Source organism: Photobacterium sp. GB-50 (assembly GCF_003026755.1).
Taxonomy (GTDB): Bacteria; Pseudomonadota; Gammaproteobacteria; order Enterobacterales; family Vibrionaceae; genus Photobacterium.
Genome location: NZ_PYNX01000028.1, coordinates 1 through 13,133 on the forward strand (window position 1 = coordinate 1; position 13,133 = coordinate 13,133).

General features: G+C 34.7%; 11 protein-coding genes. 5 read left to right on the top strand and 6 right to left on the bottom strand.

Annotated elements, in window-relative coordinates; genetic code table 11:
- Positions 1-168: 168 nt before the first annotated feature.
- The 4 genes from C9J41_RS20235 to C9J41_RS20250 form a co-directional block, all read right to left on the bottom strand.
- A complete protein-coding gene (locus tag C9J41_RS20235) occupies positions 169-1,761 on the bottom strand; it encodes an EAL domain-containing protein (RefSeq protein ID WP_107261006.1) in 1,593 nt (530 codons plus the stop codon).
- 770 nt (positions 1,762-2,531) lie between these two features.
- Positions 2,532-3,446: a cation diffusion facilitator family transporter gene (locus C9J41_RS20240; RefSeq protein ID WP_107207199.1), complete on the bottom strand. Its 915-nt coding sequence runs from the start codon at positions 3,444-3,446 to the stop codon at positions 2,532-2,534.
- 293 nt (positions 3,447-3,739) lie between these two features.
- Positions 3,740-4,231 (bottom strand): hypothetical protein, encoded by a 492-nt coding sequence (locus C9J41_RS20245; protein WP_107207200.1) that lies wholly within the window; start codon positions 4,229-4,231, stop codon positions 3,740-3,742.
- A 161-nt stretch (positions 4,232-4,392) separates the two neighbouring features.
- Positions 4,393-5,079, bottom strand: a complete 687-nt coding sequence (locus C9J41_RS20250) for a VC0807 family protein (protein WP_107207201.1) — start codon at positions 5,077-5,079, stop codon at positions 4,393-4,395.
- Positions 5,080-5,212: 133 nt separating this feature from the next.
- Between C9J41_RS20250 and C9J41_RS20255 the strand changes: the two genes are divergently transcribed.
- Positions 5,213-5,758: an isochorismatase family protein gene (locus tag C9J41_RS20255; RefSeq protein WP_107294945.1), complete on the top strand. Its 546-nt coding sequence runs from the start codon at positions 5,213-5,215 to the stop codon at positions 5,756-5,758.
- A gap of 123 nt (positions 5,759-5,881) precedes the next feature.
- Here the strand turns inward: C9J41_RS20255 and C9J41_RS20260 are convergent, their stop codons facing one another.
- Positions 5,882-6,640 (bottom strand): hypothetical protein, encoded by a 759-nt coding sequence (locus C9J41_RS20260; protein WP_107287573.1) that lies wholly within the window; start codon positions 6,638-6,640, stop codon positions 5,882-5,884.
- A gap of 846 nt (positions 6,641-7,486) precedes the next feature.
- On the opposite strand from C9J41_RS20260, the gene nagA reads away from it, so the two are divergent.
- Entirely contained in the window at positions 7,487-8,620 is a 1,134-nt protein-coding gene (gene nagA / locus C9J41_RS20265; protein ID WP_107207204.1) for an N-acetylglucosamine-6-phosphate deacetylase, read from the top strand.
- Positions 8,621-8,828: 208 nt separating this feature from the next.
- Here nagA and C9J41_RS20270 read toward each other — a convergent pair whose 3' ends face one another.
- A complete protein-coding gene (locus tag C9J41_RS20270; protein ID WP_107207205.1) occupies positions 8,829-9,257 on the bottom strand; it encodes an NADH:ubiquinone oxidoreductase in 429 nt (142 codons plus the stop codon).
- Positions 9,258-9,889: 632 nt separating this feature from the next.
- Here C9J41_RS20270 and C9J41_RS20275 point away from each other — a divergent pair.
- From C9J41_RS20275 to C9J41_RS20285, 3 genes are all read left to right on the top strand, one after another.
- Positions 9,890-10,843, top strand: coding sequence for a chemotaxis protein CheV (locus C9J41_RS20275; protein WP_107291106.1), 954 nt, complete (start codon positions 9,890-9,892; stop codon positions 10,841-10,843).
- A gap of 487 nt (positions 10,844-11,330) precedes the next feature.
- On the top strand, positions 11,331-11,996 hold the full coding sequence (locus C9J41_RS20280) for a hypothetical protein (RefSeq protein WP_107247190.1): 666 nt from the start codon (positions 11,331-11,333) through the stop codon (positions 11,994-11,996).
- A gap of 160 nt (positions 11,997-12,156) precedes the next feature.
- The gene (locus C9J41_RS20285) at positions 12,157-13,077 is read left to right on the top strand and encodes a DUF368 domain-containing protein (RefSeq protein ID WP_107262089.1); all 921 of its coding nucleotides are present in this window, start codon (positions 12,157-12,159) and stop codon (positions 13,075-13,077) included.
- Positions 13,078-13,133 lie beyond the last annotated feature (56 nt).

Consider the following 13,133-nt stretch of genomic DNA (forward strand, 5'->3'; position numbering starts at 1 on the left):
TTTCCATCGTTTCATGCGCTTGGTTTAACTCATCAACTAACATATAAAAATCCCTACCAACAAACGTTGGTAGGGATTATTACGCAATCTTAGGATCGTTCAAGTACCTTAAACGATCGGCATTAGACATTATGTCGGCTTTTCTTTATCCATAACTCGTTATCTTATCTAAATAGCCAAAAGCTTATTCTTATTTTTAATCTCAATATTATAAATCGAAAACTCTTCAGCATTCATTGGCATACCAAAATAATACCCCTGCTGAAGATAAACATCACGCTCAACAAGGTAATCGGATTGCTCTTTCGTCTCGACGCCTTCTGCTATCATTTCCATTCCAGCCTGTTTGCCGAAGGCTATAATAGAATCAAGCAGAGAAAGTTTTATATCCGTCGTACCAATATTTTCAACGAACATCTTATCGATTTTTAAACTCCGCAAGTTCAATTCTTGAATATAACTGAACCCACCATACCCTGTGCCTGCATCATCTAATTTAATATCAATACCCTGAGCTTTAAGATATTGGATAACCTCAGAGGCAATAGTAAGATCTTCAAATTGTTTTCGTTCTGTAATTTCAAAAGCAACCTGTTTAATAGGGATCTTTGAATTGCTGAATAATGCTAATGACTCATTCATTATCTGTATATTTTCTAATTGTTGCGGTACAAGATTAATACTGATCACTCTATCGGTTAACTGCCAGTTGATAGTACTCAAATCTTTAATCGCTTTCTCAATTAATAAATTAGTAATAGGGATAATTTGTCCACTTTTTTCAACGTAAGGAATAAATTCCATTGGTGATATTAATCCAGCCCCTTTTTTCTTCCACCTAGCAAGTACTTCACAACCATAAAGTTCTTTGGCCTTTAAATTAATAATAGGTTGGTAATAGGGTACGAACTCACGTTTAACTATCCCTCGTTGTACTAATGCATGTAACGATAAACGTCGTCTAATGAATAAACGCCGCAACAAAATTAAAAATCCAGCAATAAATGCACCAGCTAAAAAGAGAGGCATCCTTAATAATTGTGACTCTTTATCTAATAATTCCAACTTAATGTAATTAGAAAATTTCAAACCATTAGGCATTAAAACTTCATATATAGGTTCAGCCGTGTATGATTTATTATCACCTTGCCAACCTAATCGATCCAATTCATTATCTGCTGATATAGATGTTAAAACACAACCTTCACAGTATTTATTTCGTAAGATTTCTTCAACGATGGGTTCTAAGGACAGAACCAAACTCCCCTTGTTACCTTGCCACCGAACTTCAAAAATACGTTGCAGACTATTTTTTTCAGAAGATAACCATAACGACATCATATTGCCATAAGTTTTAATTTTCCGAGATTCAACATGCTGACCATGATTTTTTTCATAAAAACTCGAACAAGTACTTTTGCCTGAGGGGGTTAAAGAAATCTTACGGATAAGATAATTACTATAGGCAATACGTTTTAATTGCTCCTGCTCTTTCTCACTACACGTAAAATCAAAATTGCGGCTAAGATTCGTAATAAAGTCTTGATAATCGCCTATATTTTGAATATGAGTTTTAACCAATTCATCAGTATCTGTTTGAATTTTTGTTGATAAATGCTTAGTTGCAAAATATGGTGCGAGAGTCGTAAAACCAAAACCGACTAAAATAACAAAAAACATTAAACCAATACCAATATGGCCTGAAAATCGCATCAAAAAAATATCATCAATCGTTTTGGTTAATCTCTCTTTCTTAAACATTGAATAAACCATCATTGTTATTATTCATAATCTACCATCCATGTAGATCTCTATAAAAATCATTACTTATAATAAAGTTAAAACCTAAAGCATTATTAGACAAGCCATAGAGAAGATTAAATACCAGCAGAGATCACATGTTATAAAATATTCATTTCAACTTAAGACTTACACTCTAATTTATAAAAACAAATCAACACAGTCAAACTTTTACAAATTAAATACCAAATTAGAATAGAATATACTCAAAAAACTTATCAATGAAATAATAATGTTTGTTAAACTTAAACTTTAATTTATCTCTATTTCATTAAAATAAGATTTAAATCACAATAATAGTTTCATTTTTTGCCAATAAAAAAAGCGCTAATCATAGCGCTTTTTTTAATTTCTGTTCTTCGCAATAAGGATTATAAACTATCCTTGCTATAATCAATATTCTTAGTGCATTTTTTTTCTTTAAGAATGATATAAAATGCACCCACAATGAATGCTATAACTAAAGCAGTGTCCATGATTCACCTGTGATAAAAATAATTTTCAACATTGGCTAAAAATTAACTCTTATTTCGTGTTTAATTAAACAAAGATAATTTTTAGAGCGAAGAAATAATACAAGATTCCTATATCTATTTCACCACAGTGGTTATCATTTTGTAAAATTCAATATAAATGATTCGAAAAAGTATAATTACAAAATGTTAGTTAGGATAAGCCCTGATTCGCAGTCAATTATCCTAACATTAAACCTAAGTTCTATTTAGACTATGTTACAGCCAACGTTCTTGACCGGTAAAACTAACAGAAAGCCATGTTTCACCAAGATCGGCCTCCAACTTATCCCATATGATTTGACGAATATTATCTTGTTGTTTTGTCGTCCATCTTTTTTCATCTTTTACCAAGATGTTAATTTCTAAATCATACTGACGACCGATTTTAGCAAAATGATGAGTATAATCATCGAAGTCATACTTTTCAGAAAGCTCTGCAATAACTTGATCGACGTGCTCTTGAACACTGTCTTGTGGTGCGACAAGCAATACTTCCTTTAAATTTCGTCTTAATACCTTTATCGGTAATACTGATGCTGCGATTGATAATGTTGTAACAAGAATGGGATCGACATAGGCATTCCACTTAGAATAACCCATTGCATCAAATATAATAACTAAGATAAAACCAACCAATATTGCAGCGCTTAAGATCGCGTCAACTAACCATTCTTGCGAGTCAACTCGGACTAATTCGGAATCAACACTGCGTGCGATAGAGGTTTCAAAAAAGTAAATCGAAAAACAACTGACGGTTGAAAGAACAGCATAGACAATCGCGTCTCCCAAAATAATGTCGTGACCACCTTGCATTATTGTTTGTATGCCCGTCACAAAGGCAAATAAACATGTTACTAAAATTAATAGACCATTTACCACGTTGATAAGAGGTTCAAAATGGGCATAACCAAATTGAAACTGTTCATCATCCGGTTTTGAAACTAAGTACGCCGTATAAAGACTAAGTCCTGTCATCCCCATACTTAAAAAAGAGAACATACCGTCTAATAAAATAGCATTAGAACCAACATACAGACCGTAACCAATACCTAGCGTAGCAACAAAAATTGTTCCTACTAATGATATCTTCAGCGCCATTCTCTCTTTACTAATTTTACGGCTTGAAGCCATAATATCCCCCTAGAATTAATGATAAAATAACGTAACTACCCGCTACGACAATAAAACTTCAATTTAAAATATCTCTATATTTAACAATATAGTGTCAAATACAATATCATTAAAAGTGCTTTTAGGGGAATTTTTGATATTTTTCAGTATTAAACAGGCGTAAAACAGATAGCCTATGCCATGCAGGTTTAGAAGTATAAACACAAAAAAGTACAATAAGTTATTAACTTATAAGAATATAATTTCACTGTATATATTAGGTTAAACAGAACTTCGTGTGTGACACATATTGATTATTGCTCTTCACGAACAAGCTCTAAACGTTCAACATCACTATAAAATGACACCATTTTTACTCGGCTCAAATCAAATTCAAAGCTACTTTTATCACACATATTTTGCTTATCTGCATCAAGTTTTATTCTGTTTCTTTGTTGTCTATTAAATGATGCTATGTACTGCTCTTTTATAAATTCACAACGTGCTAGCTTTTCACATGCTTCGTAACTTTGCTGGTTGAGTATTTCCCAGTGCTCGTTAAATTGTGACAAGGCAATATGGAGTTGCTTGTAATTTTGATCACTAATAAAACCTTTAAGCTCTGTAATTTTTTGATATTGGGTATCTAGAAATGAGCTAAAGAAATGAGAACCTCGTTGGGACGGGTGGTTAGCGCAATGTTTATCAACAAACTTCATTCCTTCTTTATCTGAAGAGTTAGCCACTTCAATCGTTGAGCAAGCCGTTATTACTAGTGATGTGAATATTATTGAGGTTAGCTTCATGACATGTCCGTTTTTAAACTACATGTCTAAATTATTACTCAAAAGTTTGAATTATGTTTTCCCTGTAAGCATTATCTTAAAAATAAAACGGTAACACACCTTACTTTGATACAAAAAAAGCAGTGAGTGATTCACTGCTTACATTTTGATGAAAAACGACATTACTGCGACTTAAATATCTCGGCCGTTTCTAGCTGTGTCATACGGCGAATTTGACGCCATACAAAATAGAATATACCCATCATCATCAACATAGATGGAATTGCTATCATCGGGTAACTTAACAATGTTAAACGTCCCAACTCTTCATTAAATGCTTCAGTTCCTGATTTGCTGGTTACAATCACTGTCGCCAGAATATAGTTCATCACAGATGAAAAAAGAAACGTGCTAGCAAACATGTAATTAGACTGCGTTAGACAGCGATCAAATAAATGCTCGTTGTTCTTTTCTTTTAAACGCTCATTTATGAGCCCTAAATTAAGCACGCTGTCATTTAATACTAATTTGCGTACAACTGGAAACTTGGTAAATGTTGAGCCAAAAACAACAATTCCGATAAGTCCAGGGATCAAGGCTTCTTTAATCGCTAACCACTTAGTATCAAGTTCAAGTAAACCTATACCGCCTGTTAGAAGAACGCTGACAATACCTAGCAAAGCTATAAAGTTATATTTCTTATAACGAATAAGCTCATAACCGCCAAAAATAACAGGGAATGCCAATGCTGCTAGTAATCCGCCTACCGCACCGAGTTGATCACCACCACTAAACTTCATCAGAATCACTGACGGTATAATAACGTTAAAAACAATTTCACTTAACGGGTTTGATTTTCTCTCAGCCATAATCTGACAATACTTCCTTTGTTTACATTTATTTTACGTTAGTCACTTTGCATTGTTCCGTTTCTAAACAACACTGTAAAGAGCAATATGGTTACAAACCATTACTTTTTCAATAGACATAAGGAATCGCGCAATGCTTGATATTCACCATTCAATATTGGTTGTGGTTGACATACAAGGCAACCTCGCGCAACTAATGCACCAAAAGGACCACTTTTTTCGACAAGCTGAAATTATGGTAAAAGGCGCCGAGCTCTTTGACTTACCAACATTATGGCTTGAACAGTTACCCGATAAACTTGGCGCAACGATTCCTCAAATAGCACAACCTCTTACTCAGCAAGGATTAACGCCCATTTCTAAAGAAAGCTTTAGTGCCGTTCAAAATATTAGTTTTGTAGAGCAACTACAATTAAAACAACGTAAGTCGATCATCATTATTGGCATTGAAGCACATATTTGTGTTTATCAAACTGTTATTGATCTGATTTCTGAAGGCTACCAAGTCACTGTAGTAAGTGATGCGATAAGTTCACGGACAGAAGAAAACAAACAGATTGCAATGAATAAAATGCAACGTGCAGGTGCACAAATCAGTACAACAGAAATGGTATTGTTCGAATTACAGCGGGTCGCCAATGGCGGTAGATTCAAAGCCTTACTCAATTTAATTAAGTGAACGTTGTCTAAGTAAGCAGCGCTTACCTTTTTAGCTGAAAGTGTAATAAAAAGGCATTGCATTATAGAATAACGCTATGCCTTTAATGCATTGATATTAGTAGAGCTGTTATTGACACAGTTACTAGATTGATAGAGCCATAAGGAAACTCGCTGCAGACATAATAACACTACTGATAACGAGCATCACCGTAACGGGTTTACTCTTTGTAATAATTGGCATTAACCATAAGCTTAATGCTAAAACCAGCAAGCCAATACTTGAAATTCGTACGACAAAGCCCGTTAAGTTGCCGAGTTCAGCCTGATGTACCAATAAGCTCATACCCTGCATATTCGATAGTATCGTCACAACACCAAGCACTAAACCACATACAGGTAAAAAGGTATTAAGTTTTGTTAACTTATGCTCAGATTTTACTAACATACAATGTGCGACTAAGCTTCCACCTATAAGAACATTGGCGATAAATTGAATGGCTAGCGAGTAACTAATACCATGATTAATCACCCCTTCAATAAAGTACAGTCCACTCCAAACCACGATCAAGAATAAAAAAGACTTACGCCATTTATCACTGCCAATTAAATGTTTTTCGCATAACCAATAAGCCATGGTAAAAATCAAAATTGTTAAGCAGAAAAAGGTATCAAGACCAAAACTTGATTGACTATGGATTTGCGATAGCATTAACATGCCTTCTCGCAATAACACTGCAGTAATTAACAACAACCAGATCAGGGGAAAGTTTTTAAGTACCCTATCAGATTGTCCAAAACATAGTTTCCCCGATAGCATAATCACGCCAATGACAATAAACGCGCCAATAGAAAATTGAGATAACACCTGAGACAATAAAAATGGCCAGTCAATCCACAGCATGACAACTCCTATACAGTATGGATAGTAACGAACGCTTAAATAAGCGCTTTAACAGTACTAATAATGAGAAGGCGCTATTTTGCCCAAATGCCCACTTGAGTGCAAAAAGAAAAAGGATAACTTCTCGCGTCATGCCTTTTTGTTTATCAGTAAAAAGCGTTGTTTATTAATCAAGCGGTCGTATTTTTAACATCAATGACGTCAACATAGTGGCAATAACCGGCATGGCTAAATAAGTTAAACTAAAACCATGTTATAAGCTCTGTGTTGCAACGACATCTGTAATATCCGAGCAGCCACTTAGTGACAAAAGACAGCAGAAAAAACAGCCCCAAAAAAAGCAGCGGCGAGTTACCGCCCAAAACTAAACATTGACACCCAATACCACAATCTTAGGTGGTAATATATGCTTTCTTCTAATGTTCCTAGTGCAATAACCAATTACTAAACTGCCTTAGGGAATGTCATATAATCATCTCCCCCTACAGATAGCGCATACTGATATACCTGGAATAAAGTGATGATATATATATCAATTACTATACAATTACGGTACAAATAAGAATAACCCACTTATTGTCTAATTAAAAAAATCATTCCCCACCATGCTTTCAGTGAATATTTAAAGGCCAATTATGGGTACTTTTGCTGTTTATTTAATGAAAGGATTTGACGAATCATTAACTAAACAGGTATCTTAATTCACATAGAAAAATAAGATTATTTTAATGCTTTCAATCGATGTGTCGTTGCCATTTAAGTTCAATTGACGAGACATTGTATAAAAGATGATGTATTTACTGTGACACTTGTTGTTAGCAGTACCAATTTACAAGTGAGATACCCATGATCGCAATTATCAACGTTAATGTATTTGATGGACAAACGACTCTTAACAATCAAGCTATTTTTGTTAAAGATGATGTTATTCAACGTATCATTCCAATGGCTGACGTAAACCAATCAGAACTTCCTGAAACAGTGGTTGATGGTAAAGGCTTCTTAGCTTCTGCTGGCTTTATTGATCTTCAGATTAATGGCTGTGGTGGCGTACTACTTAATACTGCAATAAGTAGTAAAACACTTGAGATCATGAACGAGACCAACTTAAAAAGTGGTACAACTCAGTTCTTACCAACTTTTATTACAAGTGACGGTGCTTCATTAGTTGAAGTACTTGAAATGGTTGAAGCTACAGAGCAGCCTGAACAACAAGGTATTTTAGGTCTTCACATTGAAGGTCCTTTTATCAGCGTAGAGAAAAAAGGCGCACACCGTGAAGAATTCATTCGTGAGCTTGACGAAAAAACAGCCCACTACCTTGCTGATAACGCAGATAAAATTTGTGTTTTAACCGTTGCTCCTGAAAATACGTCACAAAAAGTAATCGATATTGTTCGTGAAGCAGGCATTACCGTTTCTCTTGGTCACACTAACGCTACTTACGATCAAGTAAATGAGAAATCAGGCCTAGAAATGGCAACTCACCTATATAACGCGATGACACCACTTGGTTCTCGTGAACCTGGCGTTGTTGGCTACATTTTCGATAAAAAGCCACATGCAGGTATTATCGTTGATGGTATTCACGCTTCATACCCTTCTGTTCGAATTGCACATGATATCATGGGTGAACAACTATTCATGGTAACTGATGCTGTTGCACCTGCTGGTACAGACATGACTGAGTTCGATATGGCAGGTCTTAAAGCTTACGTTAAAGATGGTAAGTGTTTCTACGCTGATGGCACCATTGCTGGCGCTGCAGTTACAATGATTCAAGGCTTAAACAACTTGATTAATCACGTTGGCCTATCTCGTGAAGAAGCATTACGTATGGCTACACTATACCCAGCAAAAGCGATTAAGATCGAAAACGAGTACGGTATGTTAAAAGAAGGCTACAAAGCAAACATCACGTTGCTTTCTGACGACAACCAAGTTAAGCACGTCTTCCAAATGGGTAAACACGTTTTCTAAGTTAGCCACGTAAAATACGTTAACTTGGTATCTGATTAAAATTCAACGGTGATCTTACTGTTGGATTTTTTTATTGCTTCTATCTAGCGATAGCCTGTAGCTATTGATTAAAGACTAATTTGTAAGCAGGTTAAAAATAAAAAGGCCAAGTCAGTCTCTGACTTGGCCTTAAAATTTGATTAATTATTGCCCTATCTAAACTTTATAGTTAATTAGTAGAGAGTTGAGATAAGTGTCTTGGCGTTTTATTGTTACTTTCATCTCTTTCTTCTTGCTGTGTATTGATAACAACACGCTTACCAGCCATAGACATTTGAAACTCTCTTAATTTGAAGTAGCCATATGTAACAACAATAGAGAAGAATAAGTAAGATAACGAGAATACAAACGGTGAATTAATCACTTCAGCTTTTAATCCCCACATAACGCCTACAATCGTTACGGAAAGTTTAGCCATCATTCCCATTAACAGTAATAATAATGCTAATTGCGGGTAGCGAGTTGAACGAAATGCTAACCAATATGCTGTTCCTACAGAAATAGCTGCAATACCAAAGCCGGCAGCAAATGAATGAAAATGGTCACCAGATAAAACACCACCGATCGATGACAGTAAAAAAATCAATGCTAGTTTCATATTTGCCTCTCCAATTGTGAAGCGAAAAATCAATAATATTGCTACTAGGTATATTTTCTCATTTTGAACGCATTATGTATATATGAATTGAAAGATTTCATTTTTGAAAGAATTATGTATTAATTGTTAAATAACAAGCAATAAGCACTTAACACTTTGAAAATAAAGGCGACTATATTAATATAACTGCCAATTGTTAATCTATTGATAAATAAGTAACATTCTTGTTTTAACGCTACATTTAGAAGATTTACCAGTAAACCCGAAGAAAGGTAGATGAAAACACTATCACAATAAGACTAAAATCACAGATTATGAGTTAATTTATCCAAAGTTTTAAAATTAGAGGTTATTTTTTAGCGATATAAATAAATGGTTAATTTTAACCCTTTTTTCTACTGTTTTTGTTGTCTATTTAATCTACGTCACATTGAAGCAACGAGCTGTATGATCATCATAGCTAAAGTCATACTGCTACATCCTCAAATAACAATCATAGAATTAAGAGTTAGCTCACTGTTTAACATTAAACCTTCTTTTTTACTTTCTATTTCATTCAATAAATCTTTTTATCTGTCGATAGAGCTTAATTACTCTATAAGGCCAATCACTCTAACTAAGGACGGTTAAACATGGCAACAATTCTTGACAGTGTTAATCAACGAACCCAATTAGTAGGAGAAAACAGACTAGAGCTACTTATCTTCAGGCTTAACAGCCAGCAACTATTTGCTATCAATGTGTTCAAAGTCCGTGAAGTCGTTAAAGTACCCCACCTTAATTCTCTTCCAGGATCTCATATAAATGTTAAAGGGGTGGCATCTATTCGTGGCGTATCTATCCCTGTTATCGATCTTCGAACCTCAATAGGTATGAAAGAAACCGATATTAATGAACTGAGTAACCTAATAGTGACTGAATATAATGGTTCGGTGCAGGCATTTTTAGTCGGACAAGTAATGAATATCGTTAACATGACATGGAAAGATATTCAGCCACCACCCGATCAAGTAGGCAAGAATAATTTCCTTACAGCTATTTGTGAAATACATCGTGATAACCAAAAACAACTTGTCGGTATAATTGATGTTGAAAAGGTGCTCGCGAATATTATTAATTACAATATTAAAATTTCTGATGAATTATTGAGCAGAGATATCAGTCAGCATCTACAAGGACATAAAATTCTTATTGTTGATGACTCCCCTACTGCACGTAATCAAATTAAGTCAACACTCGCTCAAATTGGCATCGAAGTATTTGAAGCAAACAATGGCCAGCAAGCCTATAACCTATTAGATCAATGGTGTAATGAAGGTAAAACGGTAACCGATGAAATATTGATGATGTTTACTGATGCAGAAATGCCTGAAATGGATGGCTATCGACTTACTCATAAAATTCGTCATGATCCTCGCATGTCAAACTTATACATTACTCTTAATACATCATTGAGTGGAAGTTTCAATGAAGCAATGACAGTGAAAGTAGGATGCAATAAATTTATTTCTAAGTTCCAACCAGATCTGATTGTTGAAGTTGTACATAACCGAATGATGGAAAAACTAGCAGAGCAAAACCCGTAATTATTTAGGCTCTCTATCAAACTTTTTAACACATTATCTTGTGTTATAACTCTTTGATAGAGAGCTAAGCATAATTTGTAACAGCTATTAAAAATACACTTAACGCAATAACTATTGCAGCTATAATTAATAACACTTCGAATATGTGCTCTGGCATATCATTCCTATATTACAATATAATATGAGTAAATATCTTTTATTAGATAATTTGATGTTTTCTACTCTTAATTTACACATACAGTATAGAGTTCTAAACTAAATCGAAGCTGAACATAACAGCTGTCTTTTCATTTCATCATAGACTCATGTTTTTAAAGTAATTTGTAGAAGAATGTGACCGAAAACGTGAATTTTAATACTCATTATTACAACTACCATTCTTTTATTATCTTACGATCTCATTTTCATTAAGATAAATTTGCTCTTTATATAAAATAGCGTAATGATTAAATAAAAATACAATCAATGGGAGCAAAGAACGCATCATATGAAAAAAGTATTCACTATAGCTTTATTATTTTTTTCATATTTTCCAGCCTTAACTGCAAAAGCAGACGAAGATATACCTCGCGTAATAAAATTATCTCCTGAAAAAATCACACAGCATAATGTAGATCTTCCTCTTAACCAATTTAGAGCACTTGAAATCTTGGCTGATAAGAATGTCAGCAGCCATCAAGTGCCTCGTCCTTATACAATGCCAGACACCACCGACCATACTAAATTATTTGGTTCAGATCTTAATGATAATGGTATTCGAGATGACTATGAGCGTATGCTATTAAAAAGTTACCAACGTTCAGAGTATGTAGCTATGGGAATATTAGCAGCAGAGCGCTGGGATAAACTCCTACGATTATTACACTCACAAGAGCAAATCAAAACTCGTTTTCAAGCCTTAGAGTTATTCAATGATAATATCGCAATTAACCAATGCTATTATTCTTTACAAAAAGTAGATAAAAAGCTGATTTCACCTGTACTTAGCTATTTTAATAATGACCAATTATTAGAAGCTAAATATCAAGCAGAACTATTACTGCTTGATATTATTGGCAATGATCAAGCAAATTTCACTTTTCATCAGCAACCATGTGAACGCTTTGCTGATTTCGCTAAAAGTGCAATAAAAGGCAAACTTGCCGCTTTATAACAACTAGTCAAAGAATTTATCGTCACTTCATTTATTACTATCAGTCATGCTTTTGTTACAAATAACCCAAGATATTAAAAGCAAGATTTATGGTAGTATCTTTCTCATTACTTATATAATGCACCAAATGTTTTTGGCTATCATAGAGATACATAATCTAATGACTAAACTTTTCACCTTTCTAAAAGGCATGGCTATGGGGGCTGCAGATGTTGTCCCTGGGGTTTCTGGTGGTACTATCGCCTTTATCACTGGTATTTACGACACCTTACTTGAGAGCATCCGTCGTATTAACCCATCGCTTATTGGCATCATTCGAAAAGAAGGGCTTAAAGGCGCATTTGAACATATCAACGGTACATTTTTGATCTGTTTATTCGCCGGTATTCTAACCAGTATTTTTACCTTCGCTAAACTCATTACTTGGATGCTAGAAACACATCCAATTCCATTATGGTCATTTTTCTTTGGTTTGATCATTATCTCTGTTATTCATATGTTCAAACAAGTGGAAAAATGGTCGATTAATCGATTCATTGCCATTGTTATCGGTGCAGTATTTGCTTATGGAATTACCGTCCTTCACCCTGTCGCAATGGAGCCAACACCTATCAATGTACTTATTGCAGGTGCTATTGCAATTTGTGCCATGATTTTACCTGGAATATCTGGAAGCTTTATATTACTCCTGCTAGGTATGTATGCACCGATTCTTGCGGCAGCTAAATCTATTGATGTTGTTACGCTTGCTCTTTTCGCAATAGGTTGTGCTGCAGGGCTATTAACGTTTTCTCACTTCTTATCATGGATTCTTCGTAGCTACCGTGATATTGCACTAACGTTCTTAACTGGTTTAATGATCGGTACATTAAGTAAGATCTGGCCTTGGAAAGAAGTGGTGAGTTGGCGTGTAAATTCACATGGTGAACAAGTACCATTACTTGAACATAACTTATCACCGTTTAACTTCGAGCAAGTCACTGGACAACCCGCACTGATCGGATACGCTATTTGTGCAATGGTTTTAGGTATTCTGGTTGTTTGGGGATTAGAAAAATTTGCAGCAACTGAGCAAAAATAATTTACCTATAACGCTCATTGAAGAAGGCAGCCATCTGGCTGCTTTTTTTATCATTT

What these genes read in the sequence shown, in the direction of transcription:
- C9J41_RS20255 (WP_107294945.1), top strand. Translation starts at nt 5,213, where the DNA reads ATGCTTGATATTCACCATTCAATATTGGTTGTGGTTGACATACAAGGC.
- C9J41_RS20250 (WP_107207201.1), bottom strand. Translation starts at nt 5,079, where the DNA reads ATGGCTGAGAGAAAATCAAACCCGTTAAGTGAAATTGTTTTTAACGTT.
- C9J41_RS20260 (WP_107287573.1), bottom strand. Translation starts at nt 6,640, where the DNA reads ATGCTGTGGATTGACTGGCCATTTTTATTGTCTCAGGTGTTATCTCAA.
- nagA (WP_107207204.1), top strand. Translation starts at nt 7,487, where the DNA reads ATGATCGCAATTATCAACGTTAATGTATTTGATGGACAAACGACTCTT.
- C9J41_RS20235 (WP_107261006.1), bottom strand. Translation starts at nt 1,761, where the DNA reads ATGTTTAAGAAAGAGAGATTAACCAAAACGATTGATGATATTTTTTTG.
- C9J41_RS20240 (WP_107207199.1), bottom strand. Translation starts at nt 3,446, where the DNA reads ATGGCTTCAAGCCGTAAAATTAGTAAAGAGAGAATGGCGCTGAAGATA.
- C9J41_RS20245 (WP_107207200.1), bottom strand. Translation starts at nt 4,231, where the DNA reads ATGAAGCTAACCTCAATAATATTCACATCACTAGTAATAACGGCTTGC.
- C9J41_RS20280 (WP_107247190.1), top strand. Translation starts at nt 11,331, where the DNA reads ATGAAAAAAGTATTCACTATAGCTTTATTATTTTTTTCATATTTTCCA.
- C9J41_RS20285 (WP_107262089.1), top strand. Translation starts at nt 12,157, where the DNA reads ATGACTAAACTTTTCACCTTTCTAAAAGGCATGGCTATGGGGGCTGCA.
- C9J41_RS20270 (WP_107207205.1), bottom strand. Translation starts at nt 9,257, where the DNA reads ATGAAACTAGCATTGATTTTTTTACTGTCATCGATCGGTGGTGTTTTA.
- C9J41_RS20275 (WP_107291106.1), top strand. Translation starts at nt 9,890, where the DNA reads ATGGCAACAATTCTTGACAGTGTTAATCAACGAACCCAATTAGTAGGA.